The organism is Arthrobacter sp. alpha11c (assembly GCF_054149985.1).
Map to the genome: position 1 here is coordinate 3,944,054 of NZ_CP196747.1, position 24,571 is coordinate 3,968,624.

The 24,571-nt window shown below is 62.2% G+C and carries 23 protein-coding genes and 1 pseudogene; 16 read left to right on the top strand and 8 right to left on the bottom strand.

Features of this window, described 5'->3' with window-relative positions; translation table 11 throughout:
* Window positions 1-41 precede the first annotated feature (41 nt).
* Window positions 42-1,640 carry a dihydrolipoamide acetyltransferase family protein gene (locus ACTAQJ_RS18335; RefSeq protein ID WP_498698276.1) on the top strand — a complete coding sequence of 533 codons (1,599 nt, stop codon included), beginning with the start codon at window positions 42-44 and terminating at the stop codon, window positions 1,638-1,640.
* 100 nt (window positions 1,641-1,740) lie between these two features.
* The gene (locus tag ACTAQJ_RS18340) at window positions 1,741-2,337 is read left to right on the top strand and encodes a phosphatase PAP2 family protein (protein WP_498702217.1); all 597 of its coding nucleotides are present in this window, start codon (window positions 1,741-1,743) and stop codon (window positions 2,335-2,337) included.
* Between the two features lie 58 nt (window positions 2,338-2,395).
* On the opposite strand, the gene ACTAQJ_RS18345 is transcribed toward ACTAQJ_RS18340, so the two are convergent.
* The 3 genes from ACTAQJ_RS18345 to ACTAQJ_RS18355 form a co-directional block, all read right to left on the bottom strand.
* Window positions 2,396-2,734 carry a hypothetical protein gene (locus tag ACTAQJ_RS18345; protein WP_223934925.1) on the bottom strand — a complete coding sequence of 113 codons (339 nt, stop codon included), beginning with the start codon at window positions 2,732-2,734 and terminating at the stop codon, window positions 2,396-2,398.
* Window positions 2,735-2,878: 144 nt separating this feature from the next.
* Window positions 2,879-3,307 carry a universal stress protein gene (locus tag ACTAQJ_RS18350; RefSeq protein WP_431117086.1) on the bottom strand — a complete coding sequence of 143 codons (429 nt, stop codon included), beginning with the start codon at window positions 3,305-3,307 and terminating at the stop codon, window positions 2,879-2,881.
* Window positions 3,304-4,614, bottom strand: a complete 1,311-nt coding sequence (locus ACTAQJ_RS18355) for an aminotransferase-like domain-containing protein (protein WP_477515441.1) — start codon at window positions 4,612-4,614, stop codon at window positions 3,304-3,306. The genes ACTAQJ_RS18350 and ACTAQJ_RS18355 overlap by 4 nt, the downstream gene beginning before the upstream one ends.
* A gap of 110 nt (window positions 4,615-4,724) precedes the next feature.
* Between ACTAQJ_RS18355 and ACTAQJ_RS18360 the strand changes: the two genes are divergently transcribed.
* The 3 genes from ACTAQJ_RS18360 (at window position 4,725) to ACTAQJ_RS18370 (ending at window position 7,306) form a co-directional block, all read left to right on the top strand.
* Window positions 4,725-5,573, top strand: coding sequence for an isocitrate lyase/PEP mutase family protein (locus ACTAQJ_RS18360; protein ID WP_498698277.1), 849 nt, complete (start codon window positions 4,725-4,727; stop codon window positions 5,571-5,573).
* Between the two features lie 130 nt (window positions 5,574-5,703).
* Entirely contained in the window at window positions 5,704-6,774 is a 1,071-nt protein-coding gene (locus ACTAQJ_RS18365; protein WP_498698280.1) for a hypothetical protein, read from the top strand.
* The gene (locus tag ACTAQJ_RS18370) at window positions 6,755-7,306 is read left to right on the top strand and encodes a hypothetical protein (RefSeq protein WP_498698282.1); all 552 of its coding nucleotides are present in this window, start codon (window positions 6,755-6,757) and stop codon (window positions 7,304-7,306) included. The genes ACTAQJ_RS18365 and ACTAQJ_RS18370 overlap by 20 nt, the downstream gene beginning before the upstream one ends.
* Window positions 7,307-7,400: 94 nt before the next feature.
* On the opposite strand, the gene ACTAQJ_RS18375 is transcribed toward ACTAQJ_RS18370, so the two are convergent.
* Complete coding sequence (locus ACTAQJ_RS18375; protein ID WP_498698285.1) at window positions 7,401-8,264, bottom strand: GerMN domain-containing protein; 864 nt, start codon at window positions 8,262-8,264, stop codon at window positions 7,401-7,403.
* A gap of 167 nt (window positions 8,265-8,431) precedes the next feature.
* Complete coding sequence (locus tag ACTAQJ_RS18380; RefSeq protein ID WP_498698287.1) at window positions 8,432-8,998, bottom strand: NAD(P)H-dependent oxidoreductase; 567 nt, start codon at window positions 8,996-8,998, stop codon at window positions 8,432-8,434.
* Window positions 8,999-9,084: 86 nt separating this feature from the next.
* Between ACTAQJ_RS18380 and ACTAQJ_RS18385 the strand changes: the two genes are divergently transcribed.
* The 7 genes and pseudogenes from ACTAQJ_RS18385 to ACTAQJ_RS18415 all read left to right on the top strand — a co-directional run bounded on the left by ACTAQJ_RS18385 (window position 9,085) and on the right by ACTAQJ_RS18415 (window position 17,478).
* Window positions 9,085-9,690, top strand: a complete 606-nt coding sequence (locus ACTAQJ_RS18385; protein WP_498698289.1) for a TetR/AcrR family transcriptional regulator — start codon at window positions 9,085-9,087, stop codon at window positions 9,688-9,690.
* Window positions 9,691-10,062: 372 nt separating this feature from the next.
* The gene (locus ACTAQJ_RS18390) at window positions 10,063-11,046 is read left to right on the top strand and encodes an ABC transporter permease (protein ID WP_498698291.1); all 984 of its coding nucleotides are present in this window, start codon (window positions 10,063-10,065) and stop codon (window positions 11,044-11,046) included.
* Window positions 11,046-12,008 (top strand): ABC transporter permease, encoded by a 963-nt coding sequence (locus tag ACTAQJ_RS18395; protein ID WP_498698293.1) that lies wholly within the window; start codon window positions 11,046-11,048, stop codon window positions 12,006-12,008. Before ACTAQJ_RS18390 ends, ACTAQJ_RS18395 begins: the two co-directional genes overlap by 1 nt.
* Entirely contained in the window at window positions 12,005-14,152 is a 2,148-nt protein-coding gene (locus ACTAQJ_RS18400) for an ABC transporter ATP-binding protein (RefSeq protein WP_442004453.1), read from the top strand. Before ACTAQJ_RS18395 ends, ACTAQJ_RS18400 begins: the two co-directional genes overlap by 4 nt.
* A gap of 74 nt (window positions 14,153-14,226) precedes the next feature.
* Window positions 14,227-15,953 (top strand): annotated as a pseudogene (locus tag ACTAQJ_RS18405) (ABC transporter family substrate-binding protein).
* Window positions 15,954-16,194: 241 nt separating this feature from the next.
* The gene (locus tag ACTAQJ_RS18410) at window positions 16,195-16,353 is read left to right on the top strand and encodes a hypothetical protein (protein ID WP_498698297.1); all 159 of its coding nucleotides are present in this window, start codon (window positions 16,195-16,197) and stop codon (window positions 16,351-16,353) included.
* Between the two features lie 75 nt (window positions 16,354-16,428).
* On the top strand, window positions 16,429-17,478 hold the full coding sequence (locus tag ACTAQJ_RS18415) for a Gfo/Idh/MocA family protein (RefSeq protein WP_498698299.1): 1,050 nt from the start codon (window positions 16,429-16,431) through the stop codon (window positions 17,476-17,478).
* A 12-nt stretch (window positions 17,479-17,490) separates the two neighbouring features.
* On the opposite strand, the gene ACTAQJ_RS18420 is transcribed toward ACTAQJ_RS18415, so the two are convergent.
* A complete protein-coding gene (locus tag ACTAQJ_RS18420; RefSeq protein ID WP_498698301.1) occupies window positions 17,491-17,976 on the bottom strand; it encodes a hypothetical protein in 486 nt (161 codons plus the stop codon).
* A gap of 51 nt (window positions 17,977-18,027) precedes the next feature.
* Entirely contained in the window at window positions 18,028-19,254 is a 1,227-nt protein-coding gene (locus ACTAQJ_RS18425) for a WXG100 family type VII secretion target (protein WP_498698303.1), read from the bottom strand.
* Between the two features lie 275 nt (window positions 19,255-19,529).
* Between ACTAQJ_RS18425 and ACTAQJ_RS18430 the strand changes: the two genes are divergently transcribed.
* The 3 genes from ACTAQJ_RS18430 to ACTAQJ_RS18440 all read left to right on the top strand — a co-directional run bounded on the left by ACTAQJ_RS18430 (window position 19,530) and on the right by ACTAQJ_RS18440 (window position 21,865).
* Entirely contained in the window at window positions 19,530-20,222 is a 693-nt protein-coding gene (locus tag ACTAQJ_RS18430) for a hypothetical protein (protein WP_498698305.1), read from the top strand.
* Window positions 20,223-20,402: 180 nt separating this feature from the next.
* Window positions 20,403-20,951 carry an RNA polymerase sigma factor gene (locus tag ACTAQJ_RS18435; RefSeq protein ID WP_477515455.1) on the top strand — a complete coding sequence of 183 codons (549 nt, stop codon included), beginning with the start codon at window positions 20,403-20,405 and terminating at the stop codon, window positions 20,949-20,951.
* A complete protein-coding gene (locus ACTAQJ_RS18440; RefSeq protein WP_498698309.1) occupies window positions 20,948-21,865 on the top strand; it encodes a hypothetical protein in 918 nt (305 codons plus the stop codon). Before ACTAQJ_RS18435 ends, ACTAQJ_RS18440 begins: the two co-directional genes overlap by 4 nt.
* Before the next feature lie 101 nt (window positions 21,866-21,966).
* On the opposite strand, the gene ald is transcribed toward ACTAQJ_RS18440, so the two are convergent.
* Window positions 21,967-23,085: an alanine dehydrogenase gene (gene ald, locus ACTAQJ_RS18445; protein WP_431117067.1), complete on the bottom strand. Its 1,119-nt coding sequence runs from the start codon at window positions 23,083-23,085 to the stop codon at window positions 21,967-21,969.
* Between the two features lie 209 nt (window positions 23,086-23,294).
* On the opposite strand from ald, the gene ACTAQJ_RS18450 reads away from it, so the two are divergent.
* Window positions 23,295-24,509 (top strand): PucR family transcriptional regulator, encoded by a 1,215-nt coding sequence (locus tag ACTAQJ_RS18450; RefSeq protein ID WP_498698310.1) that lies wholly within the window; start codon window positions 23,295-23,297, stop codon window positions 24,507-24,509.
* Window positions 24,510-24,571 lie beyond the last annotated feature (62 nt).

Consider the following 24,571-nt stretch of genomic DNA (forward strand, 5'->3'; position numbering starts at 1 on the left):
GTCCGGCTTCACAGCCGGGCAGACGGAAATCGAGGACCACCGTGACTGTAAAGAAATTCAACCTGCCGGACGTCGGCGAAGGCCTGACAGAGGCTGAGGTAGTGGCTTGGAAGGTCAAGCCCGGCGACACCGTTGCCATCAACGATGTCCTGTGCGAGATCGAGACAGCGAAGTCGCTCGTTGAGCTCCCTTCGCCTTTCGCCGGAACGGTCACCGAGTTGTTGGTCGAGGAAGGCATCACGGTGGAGGTCGGCACGGCAATCATCGCGGTTTCGGACAACCAGCCCGGGGATGCAGCGCCGGTGACCCAGGCTCCGGCGGCGGCTCCCGCCGTCGATGCCCCTCTCTACGGCAAGCTTCCCGCTGATACCGACAATGGCGAAAACGGCCCGGCAGGCGGACCGCTGGTGGGTTCCGGCCCCAAGGCCGACTCCGTGAAGCGCCGTGCGCGCAAACGTCCAGCCGGTACTGGCGAGGCAACTACGGTCGCCGAAAATGCCGAAGGTACAGTCCAGGACCACCAAGCGGTTCTGGCAGCCCAAGCAGCCCAGACGCCGGTGCCTCAACGCCCGACGTCGGTACGCGCCGCCGTCGCGCCGGTCACCCAACCGCCGGTTGCCCAAGCGCCCGTCACCCAAGCGTCAGAAGTAACAGCGCCAGGAGCTTCCGCCCCGGGAGTGTCAACGCCCCAGACCGCCTCACGCGGCGCCGCCATCAGCGGTACCATCAGCGGGATCGTCAACAAGGTCCTGGCGAAGCCGCCGGTGCGTAAGTTCGCCCGCGATCTCGGCATTGACCTTGCAGACGTCGTAGCCACGGGACAGCGCGGCGAGGTGACCCGCGAGGACCTGGTCAGCTATCAGGCGCAGCGTGACGCTGAGCTTGATCAGGCGGAGTCGTTCTGGGGTGCTTCCAAGAAGCCGCAGGACCAGAGGATCGAGCGCGTTCCCGTGAAGGGTGTGCGTAAGGCCACCGCGAAGGCCATGGTGGAGTCTGCGTTCACGGCACCGCACGTCAGTATCTTTGTTGACGTCGACGCGAGCCGGACCATGGAGTTCGTCAAGCGCCTCAAGGTTTCGCGGGACTTCGAGGGCATCAAGGTATCCCCGCTGCTTATTTTGGCCAAGGCAGTCATTTGGGCCGCGGCGCGGAACCCCAGTGTCAACGCCACGTGGGTAGATAACGCTGATGGCAACGGGGGTGCGGAGATCCAGGTCAAGCACTTCATGAACCTGGGTATTGCAGCTGCAACACCGCGTGGCTTGATGGTGCCCAATATCAAGGACGCCCAGGATCTCTCCCTGAAGGAGTTGGCCCTCGCCCTTAACGATCTCGCCACGAAGGCCCGGGGCGGCAAGACGCAGCCTGCCGAGATGCAGGGCGGTACCCTGACCATCACCAACATCGGTGCGCTTGGCATCGATACGGGAACACCCATCATCAACCCGGGCGAGGTTGCCATCATTGCGTTCGGAACCATCAAGCAGAAGCCGTGGGTCCTGGACGGGGAAGTGATTCCGCGGTGGATCACCACGCTGGGTGGGTCCTTTGACCACCGGGTGGTGGACGGCGACCTCTCGGCCCGCTTTATGGCCGATGTAGCTGCCATTCTTGAAGAACCGGCATTGTTGCTTGACTGATCGCCCGGCCGCCACCAACGCGGCTGCAGGGCCGAAAAGCGCTGTGGCCGCTGGCGAGGCTGGTCATGTGCCTGCCCAGTTGCTGTCAGGACACCAGTCGCTGTCAGAGCCCTGGCGCACTGTTGCCCGGGTTCTGACGGAAGTTTTCCAGCCGCCCATTGTAGTGACGGCCCTACTGTTGATCAGTCCTGCTATCGAACCCGGGTTTCCCGGAACCATGGGCTTCGGGCTACTCGGGGCCCTGTTCGTCTGTATCCTGCCGCTGGCGTACGTGCTGGTGCTGATCAAGCTGGGCAGGGTCACGGACCATCATGTCAGCGACCGTCGGCAACGGCCCGCATTGCTGCTGCTTGCTTTGATCTCCGTGCTTGCGGGCCTTGTTGTGCTGCAGGTGATTAGGGGTCCGGTGAGTGTTTCACTGATGATTATCGCCCTGATCGGAGGCATCGCCGTTCTGGCGGTGGTGAGCGCTTTTTGGAAAATGAGCGGACACGCCTCGGCCATCGCCGCCGCTGCCGTCATTGTGGTTTTGATGTTTGGGCCCGCCTGGCTGCCCCTGCTGGTCATTGTGCCGGCCGTGGGGTGGTCGCGGGTGGTGCTGCGCGCCCATACGCTCGCTCAAGTCGTTGCCGGTTCTTTGTTCGGCGGTACCGTCATCGCAGGTTTGTGGTGGCTGCTGCGGGAGTGGATGCTCTGAGGGCAGGCCACGCGCGGCGGAGCAGGCCTTCCGAGGCCTGCTGTAACGGCGCCCGGCTTTAGAACGCGGGGTAGTTGACCAGCAACGCCTGAAGCTCCGTGGTGGACATGTGGTTTGCCATCTCCACGCTGATGCCCATAGCCATGGCCGCGAAGGTGATCATTGCGACGCAGGCAAGGGAGAGGAACCGCCAGTCCTTGCGCATGATGCTGCCGAAAGTTTCCGGCATGTTCAGGCTGGGGGAGATCATGTTGGGGGCGCTGTCCCAGGAGCCGTCGTCGAGCATCGCGATGATGCGGTCATTCGCGCGGTCAAAACGCATCGTGCTGATGCTGTTGCCGTGGCGGGCAAGCAGGATGTCGTGTCCAACGCGCTGGCGCGGCTGCAAAGTAAGCAAGTGAAGTCCCCTGAAGTCAGTTGATGGAGGATGGCTCACGCCATTGGGGGCATCTCAATTTTATAACGATGACTTCTGGGGGCAGGCCAAAATCACGCCAAATGCCGGGTGAGGCTCCCCACCCGGCGGCGTGATTCAGGTCGCTTACGGTTGGTCGGTCTTGGCGATGTAGACATCGCAAGGAGCATTGTGGGCCACCGTGTTGGCTACGCTGCCAAGGACACGACCAAGGCCTTGCATGCGCCGGTTGCCCACCACGATCAACCGTGCCTCGAGCATTTCTGCTTCCTTGACCAAGGCTTCACCGGGCTTGCCGCGGGCGGCCGAGTACGTGACCTCAAGGCGGTCGTCAGACAGGCGCTCCGCCACGGTGCGGGCGACGGCTTCGGCTTCGGCAGCGTCTGACACGATCCACTTGTCCGTCCCGATCTCAACTACCTCAGTCTTGTTGCTGTCGAAAGCGCTCACCACGCGAAGACTGGCGCCAATCCCGATGGCCAGTTGCTGGGCAGCCTTGGCCGCCCTCATCGCCGTCTCGCTACCGTCTACTCCTACAATGACAACCCCGGTCATAGTGATGCTCCTTCAGTGGTGGCTTTAATGGCCTCTGCGAGAACAGGGGCCAGACGACGTACGCCTTCGGCAATCGTATCCGGCGGTACGGCGCTGAACGCCAGACGGAGCTTGTTGGAGGGGCCATCTGCCGGCGAGAAAGCTGCGCCGGGAATAAAGACAACCCCCGCATCGATGGCCTTCTTCAACAAAGGGTAGGTGTCCACGCCTTGAGGCAACGTGACCCAGACGAAGAATCCACCGTCGGGGCGTGTCCACGAAAGTCCGGCCGGCATGTATTCGTCCAGGGCGCTGAGAAGGGCTTTGCAGCGCTCCGCGTACAGGCCGCGGTAGGTTTCGATTTGCCCCCACCAGTCGTAATCACGCAAATATGCGGATACAAGCATTTGGTTCAGGGGTGGCGGGCAAAGCGTGACGGCTTCGGAGGCCAAGTAGAAACGACGCTGCAGGTGGGCGGGCACCAAGGCCCAGCCTATGCGAAGACCCGGCGCGAAGATCTTGGAGAAGGACCCCAAGTAGATGACGTCGTCTGGATTTGCAGCCCGCATCGGCGCGATCGGGTGACCGTCAAACCGCAGCAGACCGTAGGGGTTGTCCTCCAGAACGATGATATTCGCCTTGCGGCATATATCTACGATCCGCTGCCTTCGCTCTTCCGCCAAGGTAATGCCCGAGGGATTGTTGAAGTTGGGGATTGTATAGAGGAACTTGATGCTCTTGCCCTCTGACTGTAGCGCCGCGATCCTCGCCTCGAGCAGTTCAGGTACCAACCCGTCGTCGTCCATTTCGATTGGCTCTACCTGCACTTGGTAAGCCTCGAAAGTATTCAGGGCCCCAACGTACGTGGGGTTTTCGACCAGGACCACGTCCCCGGGATTGCAGAAGACCTTGGTGGCCACATCCTGCGCTGACTGGGAACCTGCAGTAATCACGATGTTCTCAGGCTGTGCGTCCATGATGCCTTCTGCGGCCATGATAGCGCAGACTTGTTGGCGCAATTCCGCGGTTCCTTGGCCACCGCCGTATTGCAGGGCGGTCATGCCGTCTTCGGCAATGATCCTGGCGGCGGTCTGGCCAAGCTTTTCCAGCGGCAGCGACTGCAGGTATGGGTTGCCGCCTGCGAGCGAGACAAGGCCGGGCCGCATGGAGATATCGAAGACGTCGCGGACAGCGGACTGCTTGATGTTGGCGGCCCGCGCCGAGAACAGTTCCTCGTGCGGGTGGGCGGCGGCCGTGGCGGCGCGCTCAATGGCGTCGATGGCTTCAGCGGGCAGCTTGGTGCCGGCATCCAATGTTTCGTGGGTCACAGTGACAGGATACTCCTGAAGGTTGCTAATTAGGCAACATCTGTTTTCAAGAACGCGCCGGTTTGCGGGGTTTCCTTTACGCCGGGAACGGTAGGGGCTGGAATGTAGCTATGACACTGCACCGGGGATCCGTGACCAAAGCCGAACTCTTCCACAAGCTTCACGACGCCGGGCCCACGCCATTGGTCCTGGTGAACGTTTGGGATGCAGCTTCCGCCCGCGTGGTGCAGGAAGCTGGGGCGACGGCGATAGCCACTTCGAGTTCGGCGGTTTCCTGGAGTTTGGGGTTCCGGGACGGTGACCACGTGCCGTGGGGGTTGGCGATGGCGGCGCTGGGGCGGGTGGTAGGGGCAACCAAACTGCCGGTAACTGCAGACATCGAAACTGGATACGGGCGTACAGACGATGAACTGCGGGCCACCGTGCACGGAGTGCTGGATGCAGGCGCGGTTGGCATCAACATTGAGGACTCCGCTGCAGAGCCACTCACGGAAATCAACGAACAATCGCGGCGAATCGCTTTGATCCGTGCCGTGGCGGACGAGCGCGGAATCCCGTTGTTCATCAATGCCCGAACGGACACCTACCTCTCGGGACAGTATCCGGACAGCGTTTACGACGAGACCCTTCGCCGCGCTGAGTCCTACCTTACGGCGGGTGCGGACGGCATGTTCGTTCCCGGAGTCGTGGACCTTCACGTCCTGCACGAACTCTCCAGCAAGATCCCCGCGCCCCTCAATGCACTTGCGGGAGTAGGTGCGCCATCGCCGCTGGAACTTCACGACGCCGGCATACGGCGGGTCAGCATCGGCGGAAATACGGCTAAAGCTGCCTACGCAAAAGTCGCACGGGTGGCGAAGGAGATTCTGGGAGACGGTAACTGGGCAGGATTGGCAGGCACCCGCAGCCACGACGAGATGGATGCGCTCTTCGCCCGAGGACCCAAGTACAGGCCGTAAGTAGCGTACAGGCCGTAAGTGGCGCGGTTCGCGGCAGAGGAAAGCGCACGACGGCGGAACCTGGCTTTAATGTCTGACCCCGCCATTAGCTTGGAATCAGCAGCAAAGACGACAGGTAGGGGAGGGGTGGATGGCAAGACGCAGTGTGCAGTTCTGGCGCATTGACCAACTGAATGGACATGATCTGAGCGCTCCGTTTCCGGCACGCCGCGTGGCCGGGGCACTCAAGAAGGCCCAAGAGGCTGGGACAGACCGGCATTTCATCGGCGTGGACGGCACCGTTTTGCTTGCTCAAACCGCATCATTCTCACCGCATCCAGTGATCCTCCTGGATCGGGTCCGCGAGACCAACCTGCCCAGCGTGGGGGATGCACTTGGACGCCGCAAGCCCCTCCCCTTGGCGCCGGGCGACCATCTCCTGGAAACCACCTACTTTGCCTTCCTGAAGCGGAACGTCATGGCCGTGTTGACCAGCGGCAATGGCCCGCGGGCTTCCAGGATGGGCGAGTACCTCGAAGGCATGTTGGGCCTTGAACTTGGATTGGTCCCGGTGGTCCGTGAGGATATCGAGGAGATCCTCAGCAGGCTTGAGGTGAGTCGCTTCGAGTTCGCACTTCCTGCTGAACGCCTCTCCGGAAAGTTGATGGAGGGTGAATGGGCTGATGTTCTGGACAGTGCCTCGCGCCTGATGAATGAGGGAACGTTCAGGATTTCCCTCAGTGTTGGCCGTTCGGGAAGGGCTGAGGACAAGCAGCGGATCCGGGATCGCATCCAGCAGCTCATTGATCTCTTCCGCAGGGCAGGCTCCGTCGAGCACTTCGACTACGTCGTAGCCGAGGGCAAGGACTCCCTGACCGGCGACCGCGAGGTGGTCGATCTCCTGAAGGAGCGTTTCATTTCCCACATTGAAGTGGACCCGGATGTGTTCAACGATCCCCGGAAGTCCACTGCCGAGGCCATTGCCATCCTCAGCAAACAGGCCAGGGATAACGAAGCATTCTTCGCCCGCACACTGCCGGACATCAGAGGATCCGCAGATTCGGTTCCTGTGCCGGACATCGTCGCAGGTGGAATGGCGGCAGTGCGTGAGGCTCTGGCTGCGGCCGTCACGAAGGAGGAGGCCGCCAAGGTGAAACCTGCGGGCGGGAAGCCAGCCGAAGCATCAGAAGGCAGCGCGGACCATGAGCTTGTACGAGGTTGACGTCGAGCACGGAGGGCGCCGTCGGACCGTCTGGCGGTGGTTTCTGCTGCATCCGCCAGCAGACTATGGGTGGGCCGTTTTGGCTGTGCTGATGTGGCTTGGCTTGGCATGGCTCTTGAAGCAGCCGTTGATGCTGGAGGGCGTCGATTCAGGTGCCCGTCGAACCCTGTTCCAGACCCTCGCTACGTTGGCTGGAGCTACTGCTGGCCTCACGCTCACCAGTGTCTCCATGCTGATCAACGTGCTCGGCAAAAAGGCGGCGCCCGGGCAGCGTGAGCTTCCCCTGGAGAAGCTCAGCGCCGTGCATCGTCGCCAAATCGGAGAAGTGTTCCTGTTCGCCATCCCGGGGCTTGGCCTGCTGGTGGTGGCTGCCCTTGTCGCCGTGGTCCTGGAGGGCGATGGTCCCAGGGGGCTCTGGATTCCGGAAGCGGTTGTCTTCGTTCTCACCTTCGCATCTGTGTTGGCACTGCTCCGTGTGGCGTGGGCACTGCGGGCGGGTGCTGGCCATCGCGACGGCCTGATGCCTCCATAACCCCAACTAAGTTTCTGACCCGCTTTTCCGTTGCTGGCCGGCGACGAAACAGCGGGTTCACAACGTAGGTGTGTCGCGGAAGGTCCGAAACGCGCTATCGCAGGCTCAGCGCCTCAGCCAAAGTCTTGCCATTGACGTAGATTTCGGCCCTGGATGCCCCGCTGGCGGAGACGATGGTGTGGGTCAACTGGGCTTCAATGCGCGGGATGTCGCAGACTCCACCGGGGAGCAGCGTTCCACTCAAATTCACCACAACTGCTGCTCCGCTGACGTAGCCGGACACGAAGTGCAACGAGGAATTGGCCAGCGAATCGTAGAGGCCCGCGCCGGTGTCCAACGGCATGCCAGCTTCCAGCAGGCGGCTCAGCGCCAGCGTCAAAGGGTCACCGGGCGCCAAGGCACCGCGGACAGGCACCAGGCTGTCGTTGCATCCGAAGCGAACACCTCTGGCGCCCCCGTCGTCAACGGCAACGTAGTACACAGCCGGCCCCAAATTCAGGTCCTGGGGCACGGTCGCAGCCCGGGCAACGGGAGCAACAGCCGTCGGTGAAGGGCTTGGCGTAGCGGCGGGTAAAGGCTCGACGGCGGCACTCGGCCCAGGCGCTGGGGCCACTCCCGTGCCGCTGTCACCAGAGCCAGAGCCAGAGCCAGCACCACCGGGGCCCGAAATGCTTGAGGGAGTGGCGAGTGCATCCGGACGAGTCGCAGCGCCGCTTCCCGTAGCCGTGGATGTCGAAGACGGAGTGTTGGAAGCCCCATCCGCCGCAGCATCACGCACCGAACTCGACGGGCCCACCACAGGAGCAGATGAAGTATCCCTGGCGGATGGCACGGTCCCTGGGGCCGAAGTGCAGCCAGCCAGGAGCAGACCCAGCACGAGGCAGGCAGCCGGGATCGCCGTCGTACTTGTTGGTCTCCGCCCGGCACGCATGACAGCCCCACGCTCCTGTCCGTCCACCTGTAGTTCAACGTTAGGCCCCTGTGACTTGCAGCAAAATGCCGCTACGGTGACGGTTCGGACAAGAGTTGATCACGCTCCATCCAGTAGACGCCAGAAACGCAAATGCCCCCACTCCGTCCTGCGGATTCGCACGGATCGGAGCGGGGGCACGGAAAGCGAAAAGACTAGGCTGCTGCTTCTTCTTCCTGAACGGCAGTCAGGGGCTCGAAGATAGCCTTGATCTGCTCAACAACCTCGGCGTCGTCCTTCGGGTGGAGTTCAGCGAAGCGGATCATGGAACCCGGGACGGCCAGCTTGACCTCGTCAAGGACCTTGGCGCCGGCGATGCCAACAGCCTTGCGGGCCTCGTCCTGTGCCCAGACTCCGCCGAACTGGCCGAAAGCGGTTCCGACGACGGCGGTCGGCTTGCCGCTAAGGGCGCCGGCGCCGTAGGGGCGGGACAGCCAGTCAATGGCGTTCTTCAGCGATGCGGGCATGGTGCCGTTGTGCTCGGGGGTGACGAGGAGAAGGGTGTCGGCGTTGGCGGCAGCAGCGCGCAGGGCCGCAGCTTCGGCGGGAACCTGGCCTTCAACGTCGATGTCCTCGTTGTAGAACGGGATGCTGCCCAGGGAATCGTGGATCTGAACGTCTACGTTCTCCGGTGCGTTCAGCTGGATGGCTTCGGCGAGCTTCTTGTTGTGGGAATCAGCGCGGAGGCTGCCGACGAGGGTAAGAACGGTGCTCTTTGACATGGTGTCTCCTTTGTAAGCGTTTGGACCTTCACTGATACTAAACGGACTGCGGTCCGGTTTCTATTCCCGGGTCTAGAATGTTTTTTGTGAGCTCGATCCCAATCCAGCCGGACGTGCCCTTCGGTCCGCCGCATGAGCGCAGCGATGCCGCCCGGAATCGCGAGCGGCTCCTGTGCGCTGCCCGCGAGTTGGTTGACGAGTTCGGCGTGGAAGCACTCACCATGGACGCGCTCGCCTGCAAGGCCCAGGTTGGCAAGGGAACCGTGTTCCGTCGCTTCGGCAGCCGAGCCGGCCTGATGATGACCCTTCTGAGTGACTCTGAATCTGAATTCCAGCGCGGCTTTATGTTTGGTCCGCCACCCCTGGGCCCGGGTGCGGCACCCAGCGAACGGCTGATGGCCTACGGCGAGGGCCGCATCTACTTCGTCCTGGAAAACGGTGAGCTCCTGAAAGCGGCCGCAACCAATGCCCGCAATCGCTTTGACGTGCCGGCTACGGTCCTCGCCCACCGACATATGGAGGTCCTGCTGCGGGAGGCCGGTATCGCGGATCCGTGGGTCATGGCGATGTCGCTTCTTTCCGCGCTGGACCCCGAACGAATCGTCAATGACGTGCGGGTCCACGGCATCTCGCCGAAGCGGCTCACGGACTCCTGGCGCGAACTCGTCACGCGCCTCATGCAATCTTCCTAGCTCAAGTCCGCCCTCGTTAAACGCGTTGTGAGGTCCGCTCTGCGCCCCAAAACGCGAACTTAGGGCGCAGAGCGGGCCTCACAAGAGTCGGGTTGTAAGCGCCACAGTGCCACCGCCGTCGAAATCGTGACGCGAATCCAGATAACAATCTGGCTGCAGGCATGAAACGGGGCCTCATTGAACGAAACGTGAAGCAGTTATTGTGGTAGTTTCCTCTTGAATGTGACCCATGCCATACAAGGGCGGTGTTCACGTGGAGGGGTCTGGGGGGCCATCACCCCTCATGCCAATTCGTAGCTGACGCCGGCCACAGCCGGGAACCGCGGAAGGACGAGCATTGAGCTTTGCCACGATCCAGGGCAGCCGCCCGACATGCTGAAATATCTGACGAAGCGGTCGGGCATTTACCTGATCATGATCTTCCTGACCACGAGCGCGGGCTATTTCCTGGCAGTATCAACGCTCAAACCCGCGGTCCTGGAACAGGAGAAGATTCCGCGGCCAACCCCGGAACAGGTAGCCGCCTCCTTCCGTGGACTGGGCCTGGACCCCAACGCCAATGCTTGGGAACGCTATATCGGGTGGCTCGGCGGAATCGTCACCCGCTGGGACTGGGGCCGCAGCCCGAACGGAGCATTCGTCAACGCCGAATTTGCTGACCGGGTACTCGTTTCCACAAGGCTCTTTATCGCCTCCATCATCCTGACGCTGATCATCGGCGTCGCGCTCGGCGTTTACTCAGCGGCGCGGCAATACAAGTACCAGGACCGCGTCATCACGTCCTACAGCTACCTGGTGCATATCCTTCCCGCGCCGATCGCCTACTTCCTGGTCCAGTTGGGCGCCATCAGCGTCAACGAAACCGTAGGCCAGCGCATCTTTTTCGTCACCGGCATCTCGACGCCGGGGATCGAGCCGGGTTGGCCGGCTTTCGTTGACCTTGTGGCCCACTACGCCGTGCCCACCTTCGCGATGACCATCTTCGGTTGGGCTGGTTACCAGATCGCCCAGCGGCAGTATCTCCTGGACAACGTGAATGCCGACTTCGTCCGCACCGCCAGGGCAAAAGGGCTTACCCGCAACCAGGCCATCCGCAGGCATGCCCTGCGGGTGTCCTTCATTCCCGTGGCGCAGAGCATTGCCTTCACCATTCCCGCGATCTTCACCGGCGGCTTCTTTGCCGAGGCGATCTTCGCCTGGCCCGGCATCGGCCTGTGGAGCATCCAGGCCATCGGGCTTCAGGACGTTAACGTCGCCACGGCGACGCTGGCCTACGGCTCGGTGATCTTCGCGATCGGCGCCATCCTTGCCGACTTCGCGACGACGCTGGTGGATCCACGAGTGAGGGTCCAGTAATGACGAACATCATTGATCCCATTGCGGAAATCGACGAGTCAAGGGTTGCTGACCAAGACGTCGTCATAGGGAAGTCCCGCATTATCTTCCGTCGCTTCATGCGGAACCGTACCGCCGTCGCCGGTTTGTTGATCTTCCTGGCGCTGTTCCTCTTCTCCCTGTTCGGCGGGTTCCTGACGCCGTGGGACAAGGACACGATTGATCCCCTCAACATCGGCATGGGACCATCACCGGATCACTTCCTGGGTACGACGCAGGCCGGCATCGACCTTATGGCGCTCATCGTTGAAGGCACTCGGATCTCGATCTTCATCGGGCTGATCGTGGGCGGCGTATCTGTGCTGATTTCCGCCGTCTATGGCTGCACCATGGCGTTCTTCGGCGGCAAAGTGGACGCCGTGATGTTGTTCATCCTTGAAGCCCTCATCATGATGCCGGCCATTCTGGTGGTCGCAGTGGCCACCAGCGGGGGCGGCGGACTCAAGGACCTCCCCAGCTGGCTCCTGCTGATCATCGTGCTGCTGTTCTTCAGCTGGATGGGCACCGCCCGCCTGGTGCGCTCATTGTCGATGTCCCTCATGCAGCGGGACTACGTCAAAGCCGCCAAGTACATGGGTGTTCCCTCCCGCAAGATCGTATGGCGTCACCTCGTCCCCAACATCGGCTCACTGTTGGTCCTCGATTTCACCCGCGGTATTACCGGTGCCGTCCTCGCCGAAGTGGCGTTCTCCTTCATCGGCATCGGCATCAAGCTCCCCGATGTCAGCCTGGGAGTCCTCATCGGCCAAGCCACCGGCCAGGTGTCCTCGTTCCCGTGGATGTTCTGGGTTCCGCTGACCGTCATGTTCCTCCTGACCGGTTCGCTGGCCATGATGAACGACGGCCTCCGCGACGCCTTCGACCCCAGCTCCAGTTCCATCGGCCGCGCGAAGACCAAGACCGCAAAGAAGACCAGCAAATGAGCACCAACATCTCCCACACGCCCGCAGAGCGACTTCGCGACGCCGGGCTCTACGCCCCTGGCGATGCCGTCCTGAGCGTCCGGGACCTCAACGTCCGCTTCAATTCTGAAAACGGCGTTGTCCACGCCGTGCGCGGTGTGGACTTCGACCTCATGCCCGGAAAAACCCTGGGCATCGTGGGCGAATCGGGCTCCGGAAAGTCCGTGACGTCCATGGCCATCATGGGACTCCTCCCCGAGACCGCGGACATCTCCGGTTCCGTGCGCTACAAGGGCAAGGAACTCCTCGGCCTGAGCGACAAAGCGATGTGCAAGCACCGTGGCAGCGATATCGCCATGGTGTTCCAGGACCCGCTTTCCTCCCTGACCCCCGTTTACACCGTGGGGAACCAGATCATCGAGGCCCTGACCGTCCACAACCCCACCATGAGCAAACAGGCTAAAGAAGCCCGCGCCGTCGAACTTTTGCGAATGGTGGGCATCCCGAGTCCAAAGGACCGGCTGAAGGCTTTCCCGCATGAATTTTCCGGCGGCATGCGCCAGCGCGTGATGATCGCCATCGCGATTGCCAACGATCCGAGGGTACTCATCGCGGATGAACCCACGACGGCGTTGGATGTCACCATCCAGGCGCAGGTGCTGGAGGTCCTGCACACAGCGCAAGAGGAGACCGGCGCCGCCGTCGTCATGATCACCCACGACCTCGGCGTCGTGGCGGGCATGGCCGACGACATCATGGTCATGTACGCAGGTAAGCCCGTGGAAACCGGGACGGTGGAGGACATCTATTACAACCCCCGCATGCCGTACACCATGGGTCTCCTCGGCGCCGTCCCCCGCGTTGACACCGCCAACAAGCAGTCGCTGGTTCCGATCGAAGGCACGCCGCCCAACCTGACACTGCCCGTAACCGGCTGCTCGTTCGCTCCGCGCTGCCCGCTCGCCAGCGATGCCTGCCTGCACGGCGAGCCCGAGCTCTTTTCGGTACCCGGTTCCGAAGGTCACAGGGCAGCCTGCATCAAAACGGACCAGCTATCCGGCGAGGCGGACGCCCACCAGATTTTCCAGGCGCCGCCCAAGCCCGTGTCAAAGTTCGACGGCGTTGCCCGCCTCGAGCGCGACAAGGTCCTTGAGCTCAAGGACGTGAAGAAACACTTCCCACTGCTCAAGGGCGCGCTGATCAAGCGCCGGATCGGCACGGTCAAGGCCGTTGACGGGCTGAGTTTCGACATCCGCGAAGGCGAGTGCCTCTCCATCGTGGGCGAGTCCGGTTGCGGGAAGACCACCACGTTGCTGGAAATCATGGAGTTCCACCCGGACCAAGTGGGCGAAGTGGTGATCGGAGGCGTGAGCAACAAGGTTGCCACCGACTCCAAGACCAAGATGGCCATGCGCAAGGAAATGCAGATGGTGTTCCAGGACCCCACGGGTGCACTGGATCCGCGCTTCACGGTGTACGAAGTTCTGGCCGAACCGCTGGAGAACCTGGGCATGCCCAAGGCGGCCGTCCGGAAGCGGATCATGGAACTCATGCGGCTCGTGGGCCTGCAGGCGGACCACGTCAACCGCTTCCCCAACCAGTTCTCCGGAGGCCAGCGCCAGCGCATCGGCATCGCCCGGGCGCTCGCAGTGAATCCAAAGCTCGTGGTGCTGGATGAACCCGTTTCCGCCTTGGACGTCTCCGTCCAAGCCGGCGTTATCAACCTGCTGGACCAGCTTCGCGCCGAACTTGGCCTGAGCTACCTGATGGTTGCCCACGACCTCTCCGTGGTCCGCCACATCTCGGATCGCGTGGCCGTGATGTACCTGGGCAAGATCGTGGAAACCGGCGATGTGGACGAAGTGTTCGACAATCCGCGGCACCCCTACACGAGGGCCCTGCTATCGGCGATCCCGGTACCCGATCCTCATCTGGAACGCACGCGTGAACGCATCATCCTGCAGGGCGATCTGCCCAGCCCTCTTGATGCGCCAAAGGGTTGCAATTTCGCAACGCGTTGCCCCGTATTCGCCGCACTACCTGCCGCCAAGCAGGAGAAGTGCCTTACTCTGGAGCCGCCACTTGCTTCAGAAGGTCAACAGGAGTTTGCATGCTTCTTCCCGGACGGGGAAATAGATGCCGACATGCTGGTGGTGCATGCCTGACGACAAATGACTCATTGATTGAACCCTGTATTCAATTCGTAAAGATTTCCAGTCGTAAACATGAAGGGCAAACCATGAAGAAGTACACGACGATCGGCGGCGTAGCAGTTGCAGCAGCACTGATGCTGACCGCTTGCGGCGGGGAACGCCGTCGGGTCCGGCCTCCCAGAAGGCCGAAGAAGCTGGCGGCGACATCAGCAAGCTCATTAGCGTTAATGCCAAGGAAGCCAAAGACCTGGAGCAGGGCGGCACTGTCACCCTTGCCGTGGGCAGCATTGGCCCCGACTTTAACGGCTTCTCCAATGTGGGCAACAGCGCAGACAACTCGGCGCTGATGACCCCGGTTAATACGGCTTCCATCAACAGCGGCGGCATTGGCGGCTGCTGGAAGTTGGACTTCAACGGCAAAGCTGAGCCGAACAAGGACTTCTGCGAAGACGTCAAGAGCGAAGTCAAGGATGGCAAGCAGACCATCACCATCAAGGTCAACGACAAGGCGACCTGGAACGATGGAACGCCGATTGACGTCAAGACCTTCGAGAACACGTGGAAGATGCTGAAGGGCGACGACAAGTCAATCGACATCGTTTCCGCCGGCGCCTACGCTTTCGTGGATTCGGTCAAGGCCGGCGCCAACGACAAAGAAGTCATTGTCACCACCACCCAGCCGGTCTTCCCGCTGGAGAGCCTCTTCTTCGGACTGATCCACCCCGCGATCAACACCCCGGAAATCTTCAACACGGGCTTCGCCGGCAACATGCACCCCGAGTGGATGGCTGGCCCGTTCAAGGTTGAAAACTACGACACCACCGCAAAAACCGTCACCATGGTTCCCAACGACAAGTGGTGGGGACAGAAGCCGGTCCTCGACAAGGTTGTTTGGCGCCAGATGGAGCCCAGCGCTACGATTGCCGCTTTCAAGAATGGTGAAATCGACGCCGCCAATGGTCGTACCCTTGGCCGTTACAAGCAGCTCGAAGGTACCAAAGACGCCGACGTTCGCCGCGGCCAGCGCCTGTTCGCAGGTGGCCTCAACCTGAATGCCAAGCGCCCGGCACTTACTGATGTTGCCGTCCGCAAGGCGATCTTCACCGCAGTGGACCGCAAGGCTATCCGCGATGTCCGCTTCAACGGCCTGAACTGGTCCGAAGAAAGCTCGGGCTCCATGATGCTCATGCCGTTCTCCGAGTACTACCAGGACAACTACCCCGTGAAGGACACCGGCGCTGAGCAGGCCAAGAAGGTCCTTACCGACGCTGGCTATGCCCCGAACGACAAGGGCATCATGGCGAAGGACGGGGTCCCCGTGGCCTTCAAGATCACCAACTTCGGCGACGACCCCACCACGGCCGCAACCTCGCAGACGTTGCAGAATCAACTCAAGGCTGCCGGCATGGATGTCACCATCGACCAGCGCGGTGACGCCGACTTCGGCAAGGTCATCGGTGGCCGCGAGTTCGACGTCACCATCTCCGGTTACACCGTGGGCGCGGATGCCACGGACGCGGTGAAGCAGTTCTACGATTCGTCGACCAACGAAAACGGCCTGGGCGATGCTGAGCTCGACGCTGAAATCAAGCGTCTTGCGACCATCGCCGATGACACCGAGCGCAACAAGGCGGCCATGGACGTAGAAAAGAAGCACATGGAGAAGTACTTCTCCATGGGCACCGTCCTCAACGGCCCGGAGATCCAGTTTGTGCGCACGGGCCTGGCCAACTACGGCCCGTCCCTGTTCAAGAGCCTGTCCAACGTTCCGGACTGGACCACTCTCGGCTGGGAAAAGGGCGCCAAGAAGTAACGCTCTGCTCTGGGTCTAAAGAACAGCCGTAGGGCTTAGACACAACGAGGCCGGGAGCTTCCCTGAACCTGTTCACCGGTTCGGGGCGGCTCCCGGCCTTCCCCTTGCCATCCTTCTCTCACATCCTGCTGCCTTTTCACGATCGTTTCCTCAGGTCCTGCCTCCTTTTCCGGATCCCTCTCTCACGTCCTGCGGCCTTTCGCGAAACGTTCTCTCACGTCCCGCGGCCTAAGATGAGCTCATGGGTGCAGAGGACTATTTCGCGAGAGTTGTTGCCGAGCATTTCGAGCATTTGGAAGACGAAGCGGACATCAGGGATCTCCACGAAGCCAAAGCAGAAGACGACGGCACCCGGGTTGGCCTTGATGACCTTCTGAAGGAGAACGGCATCACCCGTTGAGTTCGTTCGAGAACTCGTCGTCCTGATCTTCCGCAGCGCGCACCGGCGGGAGGTTTACTGAATTAGCCTTGGGGCATGACTTCCAGGCCGATTCGCACCGCCATCGCAGGTTTTGGGTTATCGGGCAGCGTGTTCCATGCGCCCTTCATTGCAAGCAACAATTCGTATGAGCTTGCCGTCATTGCCACATCCGACGCCCGAAGGCAGGCCAAAGCGGCTGAACGATACCCGCAGGCAAAGATGGTCAACACGCCGCAGGACATCCTGGCGCTAGCCGATGAACTGGATCTCGTCGTCCTTGGCACACCGCCTGCGACCCACTATCCGCTGGCGAAAGCCGCGCTGGAAGCCGGGCTCGACGTCGTCGTCGATAAGCCTTTTGTTGTCCACAGTGCGCAGGGTGAGGAGCTGATCCAACTCGCCGCGCGGGCGGGCCGCGTCCTCACTGTTTACCAAAACCGCCGCTGGGACGGAGACGCGCTCACCCTGAAGAAACTGCTCGACGCCGGGACGCTGGGTACGGTGACCAGGTTTGAAGCGGGGATGGAGCGCTGGGCACCGGAGATCGCCAAAGCGTGGAAAGCAAGCGCTACTGCCGAGGACGGCGGTGGAGTCTTGTTCGACCTCGGTGCACACGTGCTGGACCTGGCCGTCCAGTTCTTCGGACCCGCGTACGTCACCTATGCCGAGATCGTTGCACGACGTCCGCAGGAGAAGGCCGACGACGACGTCTTCATCGCGCTCCAGCACCAATCCGGCGTCGTCAGCCACGTAACCCTGAACCTCAACAGCCACCTCCACGGACCGCGTTTCCGCGTGCTGGGCACCGAGGGTGGTTTTGTAAAGTTCGGCACTGATCCGCAGGAGCCCTTTGTTCTGGGCGGTGGACTGCCGACGGATGCTGAGTACGGCGTCGAACCTGCCGAAAATTACGGGACCCTTGAGTCTGACGGCCGGCGCCGAACCATCCCCACGGCGCGCGGAGCCTACCCTGAGTTCTATCGGCTCCTCGCCGAAAAGATCGACGGCGGCGGTGCGGCATCCGCGCGTCCTGTACCGGTGGATCCGGCTGACTCCGTGGCGGTGCTGAAGCTGATCGAACAGGCGCGTGCCCTGTGCTCCTAAGTGCGGATCTGTTTAGGCAGGTCCGGCACTGACGTCTGCACTCGCCACCAAGGAATAGATCGCTTTCAGGTCCTGGTTTCCCTCGAGCGGCTGGCAGCTACCGGTTAACTGCACGACGTCGGAAGCTACTTCGTGGTGGAACACCGTCACGGCCGTGAATTGGGCCAGCGAGCCTGCCTGAGGGTGTGTATACCGCGCCTCCCGCACGTGCCATTGGCGGCCATTGATGACAACAGGTTCGGTGCCTAGAAGCACGGCGTCGGGCAGGTCAGCCAAGAAGGCGTCCACGGAAGCAGCGATGTCCTGCAGCTGATACCCCGGCACGCGACGGGATACGGAAATGACCACATTCGGCGTGTAGCTGCCCTCGGAAGCGGGTCCCATCAGTGCACCCACCGCGTCAGGGACCACCTGCTCCGTCCAACCTGCGGGCGGGTTGACGCTGATAGTGGGGTAGGCGGGGAACGCCTTTGACGGGAAGATTTGCTGTGAGGTCATCGTGAGAGCCCTTCCGGCGCTGTTTGAGGGAAGTTCAGGAAATGGGAATGCTTATTTGTTGAGAAAATCGACAAAGCCGGTCACGGAATCCATAAATCCGGATGGGCTGAGCGTGACCTGCACGCCAGCACCAAGTCCCAACTCTGCGGTGATCTTGGCACCAACGCCCAAGGTGAGTCCGTCCTCATCCAGGGACGCGTTGAAAAAGTGTCCCTCGCCCGCACCGGCGGCGACTGTCTCCGACGTCGAGAGTTTTTGGCCGAGGACCTCAACGTATTGGGATGCCGTCAGTTCGGCGCCAACACCTGCGCTGGCGGCTGCACCCGTCACATCACCGGCTTTGTTGACGTTGATTTCGCCTTCTCCGGCGCTTGCCCATGCGCCGCCACGGATTTCCGTGCCCTGCCCAAATCCGAACAGGCCGCCCGCGATTTCTGTCTCGTTGCCGACGGTCATTTTCTGGCCTGCAAACGCTTCGCCGCCGGGGGAGAAGAGGAACGGGCTTTGTCCGGTGATGTGTGCGCTTGCTTCCGCACCAGTCATGACCCTGGCAGTGACGGTGTTGTTGATCCAGCCATCGAAGAAGTCGCTCTTCGTGGTGGTGGTGTTTTCCACGCCGACAAATGCTTCACCGTTTGCCTCAAGCTTTATCGGGCCAAGGCCAAAAGGAATTTTTCCGTCCAGCTTGCCGTCTGCCCGCCAACCAGCGAACGTCTCGTTGGTTACGGTGGTCTTGACGGGCCCCCTTTCACCTTCGGCAGTGAACGTGACTTTAGCTCCGGACGATACCTCTCCCGAAGCGTCAACGCTGATTCCGTCAGGACCCACCGATGCATGGGCCTCTGCTGTGCCTTCAGTACCGACGGTGCCGCTGCCCTCGACAGTTATGGGCCCATAGGTTCTTGGGCTCATGGTGAAACCGGGTAAGCCGGACGGGTCTTTGCCCTCTGAAACGCCTGAAACGCCTGAAACACCACCGCCCCCGGAAGCGCCGCCCCCGGGGAGACCAAGGGACGCCTGTTCCTGCTGCTCCGCGTTGAGGCGAAGGGCGCGGGCGTTGGTCTTCAAGCACAGTGCTGCTGCTGCGAGCCGTCCATGGAGGTCGCTGTTCCATTGGCTACGGAACTGCTCAGCATCGTTTCCGCGCCAGTAGTGGCCGTTCTGAATCATCGTGCTGAGTTGCCGCTGAAGATTGGTGATCTTCTCTGCTTCGGAGTCCATTACGGCCGATAGCCGCCGGAGGTCCTCGACGTCGGCGCCGACCAGTCCCTGTCCCATAACGCTCCCCCTGTACGCCGTGGCGTGTCGATCGCCGACGGGCATGAAGTGCTGCGCCGGGCATCTCATGAGCATAATCGCCCGCCGATGAAGGTGCGATGGGGAGAACTATCGGCTGTGGAAACCAACGGCCCGGAAAAAAGATTAAGGACGGCGTAACCTCAACCGTGCCCGGAACGATGTAGAGGGTGTGCGGGCCACGTCCGCACGCTGATCATCCGGCAGCGACCCAAACGCTGCCGGGGCAATCCCCACATCGTTTGTCGGAGGCTTTTATGTCCTTGTTCACTGTCCTTGCCACTAGCAAAGTCGCCGCCGGCGTCCTGGCTGCCGGAGCTGTAGCTGCCGGCGGAACCGGTGTCGCTGCCTTCAATGGCGCGCTTCCCACCGAAATCCAGCAGAGCGCCCACGACCTCGTCGGCGCACCCGCTCCCCTCGCCACGAAGGCAGCAGACGCGGCCGAAGCCGGCCAGGCCAAGGCGACTGACGCCGTCGAGACCGCACAGGCAAAGGCAACTGACGCTGCCAAGGCTGGCGAAGCCAAGGCCGCGGACGCTGTTGACGCTGCGAAGTCCAAGGCTGAAGACACCCTCGCTACAACGCCTGAAGCATTCGGTCTCTGCACCGCCTTCATCCATGGTGGACTCAAGGCTGACACCAAGGTGCCGGGTTTCCAGTCCATCGTGGTGGCCGCAGGCGGCGAAGCCAACGTTGAATCGCACTGCCAAGCCGTAGTCGACGCCGGCAAGGCTGCCGGTCTGAAGGCTGACGGTTCCGCAAACGCTGACGGTGACGCTTCCGTTGCAGCCAAGGTTCCGGCCGTTCCTGCGGTCCCGGCTGTTCCGGGAACGGAAAGTGCCCCGGCTGTCCCCGCTGTCCCTGCAACACCGGCCGCCCCCGCGCTGCCGACGCAGGTGCCCACCGATGTTCCTGCCGCTCCCGGTGCAGGCCTCGATTCGGTCCGCTAAGCACCCAGCGGTTACGGTTTAAGGGTGGGGCTCCTTCGTTTAGAACGGGGAGCCCCACCACTTTACGGACGGTGGCGTACGTAACAGACGGCAGTGGCAACGGATGTCCTGAGCCCGGGAAACAACCGGGAGGGTGCTCCAGGGAGGCCGCTGCGCTGCGCGGGATGGAGGCATCCACGGGTGCTAAACCCATTAGCTGATGAATATGTGCAGACGGACGAGGACGATCCCGCTCTGCTCTTCACCGATGCCTACAACCAGTTCTCCGGGCCGGTTTTCGGCTACCTCCGCGCCCGCGGTGTGGACGATCCCGAAGCCGTGACGCAGGACGTCTTCCTTGCGCTGTATCCGAAGCTGCCGGACCTGCAGGGTGGCCTCCAAGGGGCCAGGACCCTGCTGTTCTCGATCGCCCACGCGCGCATGGTGGACCATTATCGCAAGCGTGAACGGACCCCGGATTCAGCTCCGTACGAGGCTGAGTTGGACGCGCGGCGGGCGCCCTCGGCAGAGGACCAGGCCTTTGGCCGCGGCAGTCTGGGTGTCACGGAACTTCTGGAGGACCTCGCCACGGATTATCGCGAGGTCCTGGCATTGAGGGTGGTGGCTGACCTCTCCGTAGAAGAAACGGCGGCCATCATGGGCAAATCCCAAGGGGCAATAAAACAACTGCAGCGCAGGGCATTGAGTGCACTGAGGAAAAGTGCACTACGAAGGAATGGCACACCATGAGTGAAAGCATCACCCCGGCCGGACGGCGGAGCAGTCGTGCAGGCGAGCAGGCCGTTGACCGCCTGTTGGCCGATTCCGGACTCGACGACGCCCGCGACATCCGTGCCGAACTTCTTGAACTGCGCTCCCTTGCCAGCACCGCTCCGCCGCCCTCTGCGGCCGTCCGTGCGTTGATGATCAGTGACCGGGCTGCCAGCAGCAGAAGCACGACGGCGGAGGTCGCCTCCGCCACGGCAGGTGCACCGACGGCGGTACTCACGTCGGTCCAAGGATCCACTGACGCGGCCGCTGATCCAAGCCCGACTGACTCAACCCCCACTGGCTCAACCCCCACTGACGAACTTGCGGCCCGCCGTCGTCGTAAGCGCCGCACTGCGATCGCCGGGCTCGCTGTGGCAGTGTCATTGGCGGGCGGTGCTACGGCCGCGGCCGCTTCCGAGGGTGGCATCCCGGGCGCTTTCCAACATCTGGGCTCCACGATCGGTTCAGTAGTTTCGCAGCTCACGCCTGGATCAGGCAATGGATCGCGGCAGAATCCTGGTTCCCCCTCCGAGCAGGAGCGCGGCCGCACTGTGACTCCGGCGACCCCATACCCATCCGGCCGCAATCCGGCCGGCAATGCCACCTCGGGAAATGGCGCCAACCCAGGCCAGGAGCCCCAAGGCGGCACCAATGGCGCGTCAGGACATTCCAATTCGCCCAAGGCTCCCAATGGGGGAACGCCCGAAACACCCAAGATCCCCGGGAATGGTCAGCCTGGCAACATCAGCATCCCGACTCCCGCGGCACCCATCACGCCGCCGGGCATCGAGGCGCCCAACGTAACCCCGCCCACCCTTCGGCAATCAGATATCCCCGTGCCGGTTCCCACTCACGTTGTCCCTGAGGAACCAGTCACCCCCGGCAACGGCTAGAGCACGGGTTTGTCGCCCAGCACGTGCAAAGCCCGCTGTTCCGTTGCTGGGCAGCAACGGAACAGCGGGCCAGCGACGTGTCACCGCCGCAAGGGCAAAGCCTAGGCGGTAACCAAGCTGTGCCAGTCGGCGACGAGGGGCAGGTTGTGCGCCTCGGAAACCGAGTGGTGTGCCACGTGGCCCGCAGCGATGTTGAGGCCTGCGGCCAGGGCGGGGTCGCGGTCGAATGCGGCCTTGACGCCCAGGTTGGCCAGTGCCACGGCGTAGCGCAGGGTGACGTTGGTCAGTGCGTACGTGGACGTGTTCGGAACAGCGCCAGGCATGTTGGCAACGCAGTAGAAGATCGAGTTGTGGACCTTGTACGTCGGTTCCTGGTGGGTGGTGGGGTGAGTGTCCTCGAAGCAGCCGCCCTGGTCCACGGCGATGTCCACCAGGACAGAGCCGGGCTTCATCCGGGACACAAGTTCGTTGGTGACGAGCTTGGGCGCCTTGGCGCCGGGGATCAGGACGGAGCCGATCACGAGATCTGCGTCGACAACTGACTTCTCGATCTCGTAGGCGTTGGATGCCACGGTCTTCAAGCGGCCCTGGTAGAGGGCGTCGAGTTCCCGCAGGCGGTTGATGTTGATGTCCATGATGGTGACATCAGCACCGAGGCCCAGTGCCATGGCGGCGGCGTTGGTTCCGGCAACACCGGCACCGAGGACAACAACTTTGGCCGGACGGACACCCGGTACACCGCCGAGGAGGATGCCCTTGCCGCCAGCCGGAGCCATCAGCGAGGAAGCGCCAACCACCACTGACAGGCGCCCTGCAACTTCGGACATCGGGGCGAGCAGCGGGAGCGTGCGTCCTTCCTGGACCGTTTCGTAGGCGATGGCCGTGACGCCGGAGTTGATGAGCTCGGCGGTGAGTTCGGGCTCGGCGGCGAGGTGGAGGTAGGTGAAGAGGATGAGGCCCTTGCGGAAGCGGTGGTACTCGGCCTTGATGGGTTCCTTGACCTTCATGACCATGTCGGCCCGGCCCCAGACGTCATCGGCGTCGGCAACGATTTCGGCGCCTGCGATCGAGTATTCCTCGTCCGTGATGCCAGAACCCAGGCCCGCACCCCGCTCAACCAGAACGGTGTGTCCGTGAGTGCGGAACTCGTGGACACCTGCGGCCGTGATGGCTACGCGGAACTCGTTGTTCTTGATTTCTTTGGGGACGCCGATGATCATTTGCTGGCTCCATCGTTAGCGGCTTTTTGCGGCCGGATATTTGCTGCGGGCTGTGATTCCAGAATAAATCCGGCTGTGAGGCAGGCGACATGATCCTCCGGGACAGCGGAAGCGAAAACCCTGTAAATTCAAGGATCTTCTTCAAACCAGCTCGACATTTGTCGAGTGCTGGAGCGTCAGGTGTCGCCTGCTGTTGGTACGCTTTCTGGATGCAGCAGGATGTCGAGGAGATCGTTGAACGCGTGGCGCTCAAGCTTGGCAGGGGGCTGTCCCTGGAGGACCTCGACGGCGTCCTCCTCGCCTACAGTTCCAACCAATCCCACGCCGACCGCGTCCGGGTGAACTTCCTCCTGAGCAAACGCGTGCCCAGCGATGTCAGTGCTTGGCAGCTGTCCCACGGCATCTCGACGGCGGTGCGCCCAGTTGTTGTTCCGGCGAACGACGAGCTAGGCATGCTCGGCCGCGTTTGCGTCCCGCTGCTGGTGCGCGGTTTTCGGGTGGGCTACTTGTGGGTGCAACAGGATCTTGAGGAGCAAACCGCGACGGCGATACTCGCCGAATTGCCCGGCGTGCGTGACGAACTGGATCTGTTGGCTGGTTTGTTGCTCGATTCCAACACAGCCGAATCAGAGTTCCGAAGGAGGCGGGAGCAGGAGTTCCTGGCCGCCTGTGCCGGCGAGTCGAACGCCGTGGCAGCGGTGGCCGGTTGGAAGGAGATCCAGGGCCGCGGTCCGTGGCAACTGGTGACCATCCTGGACGCGGATGGTGGCGGAACCGACGTCGACCCCATTGCCGCAACGCTAACCCACCGGACAGCAGCGTTGCAGTCCACTATTGGTGTCAACGCCGCGTTATTCAGCGCCGGGACGGAGACGCATTCCGTTGTCCTGTTCCGGGAATCCGGTGGCCGGGCGGATCACGCCCAGGTCCTGGTGCACTATCAATTGGAGCTCGCCAAGCGGGCGGGCCGCACGGTGGACCGGGTGATCCTGGGCATCAGTGAGCCGTTGCAGGTCATCCGGCAATTGGCAGGCGCGTACAGGCAATCGAAGGTTGCAGCGCAGGCCGCAGCCGTTGATCCGCCCCTCGGGGAACTGGTGGAGAGCCGGGCGGTTGGCGTTTATCAACTCTTCGATCGTCTTCAGGCGCCGGGCGGTTGGGACGATACGGGCTCCGTTCATTTCCGGACTTTGGAGGACCAGGATAAGAACGGCGAACTCCTGCCCGTGCTGGAACTGCTCTATGACAACGACAGCTCAGTGCAGGATGTGGCAGCGAAACTTCACCTGCACAGGAGCAGCATCTACAACCGCCTCGGCCGGATCCGCCAACTCATCGGAGCTGATCCGTTGAGCGGTGGCATCCGGCTTGAGCTGCATGCTGCACTGAAGGCCCAGCGGTGGGCCTCGCGGCCCCGGATTTAGCGCGTGCCGTGCCGGTGAGTTGCGCGGGCTATGGAACGCCTGTTGTGGAACGCCTGTTGTGG

Coding starts and splice junctions, on each gene's coding strand:
- ACTAQJ_RS18350 (WP_431117086.1), bottom strand. CDS start 3,307: ATGACCGGGGTTGTCATTGTAGGAGTAGACGGTAGCGAGACGGCGATG.
- ACTAQJ_RS18360 (WP_498698277.1), top strand. CDS start 4,725: ATGACACTGCACCGGGGATCCGTGACCAAAGCCGAACTCTTCCACAAG.
- ACTAQJ_RS18365 (WP_498698280.1), top strand. CDS start 5,704: ATGGCAAGACGCAGTGTGCAGTTCTGGCGCATTGACCAACTGAATGGA.
- ACTAQJ_RS18370 (WP_498698282.1), top strand. CDS start 6,755: ATGAGCTTGTACGAGGTTGACGTCGAGCACGGAGGGCGCCGTCGGACC.
- ACTAQJ_RS18380 (WP_498698287.1), bottom strand. CDS start 8,998: ATGTCAAAGAGCACCGTTCTTACCCTCGTCGGCAGCCTCCGCGCTGAT.
- ACTAQJ_RS18390 (WP_498698291.1), top strand. CDS start 10,063: ATGCTGAAATATCTGACGAAGCGGTCGGGCATTTACCTGATCATGATC.
- ACTAQJ_RS18395 (WP_498698293.1), top strand. CDS start 11,046: ATGACGAACATCATTGATCCCATTGCGGAAATCGACGAGTCAAGGGTT.
- ACTAQJ_RS18400 (WP_442004453.1), top strand. CDS start 12,005: ATGAGCACCAACATCTCCCACACGCCCGCAGAGCGACTTCGCGACGCC.
- ACTAQJ_RS18410 (WP_498698297.1), top strand. CDS start 16,195: ATGGGTGCAGAGGACTATTTCGCGAGAGTTGTTGCCGAGCATTTCGAG.
- ACTAQJ_RS18415 (WP_498698299.1), top strand. CDS start 16,429: ATGACTTCCAGGCCGATTCGCACCGCCATCGCAGGTTTTGGGTTATCG.
- ACTAQJ_RS18420 (WP_498698301.1), bottom strand. CDS start 17,976: ATGACCTCACAGCAAATCTTCCCGTCAAAGGCGTTCCCCGCCTACCCC.
- ACTAQJ_RS18425 (WP_498698303.1), bottom strand. CDS start 19,254: ATGGGACAGGGACTGGTCGGCGCCGACGTCGAGGACCTCCGGCGGCTA.
- ACTAQJ_RS18430 (WP_498698305.1), top strand. CDS start 19,530: ATGTCCTTGTTCACTGTCCTTGCCACTAGCAAAGTCGCCGCCGGCGTC.
- ACTAQJ_RS18440 (WP_498698309.1), top strand. CDS start 20,948: ATGAGTGAAAGCATCACCCCGGCCGGACGGCGGAGCAGTCGTGCAGGC.
- ald (WP_431117067.1), bottom strand. CDS start 23,085: ATGATCATCGGCGTCCCCAAAGAAATCAAGAACAACGAGTTCCGCGTA.
- ACTAQJ_RS18450 (WP_498698310.1), top strand. CDS start 23,295: ATGCAGCAGGATGTCGAGGAGATCGTTGAACGCGTGGCGCTCAAGCTT.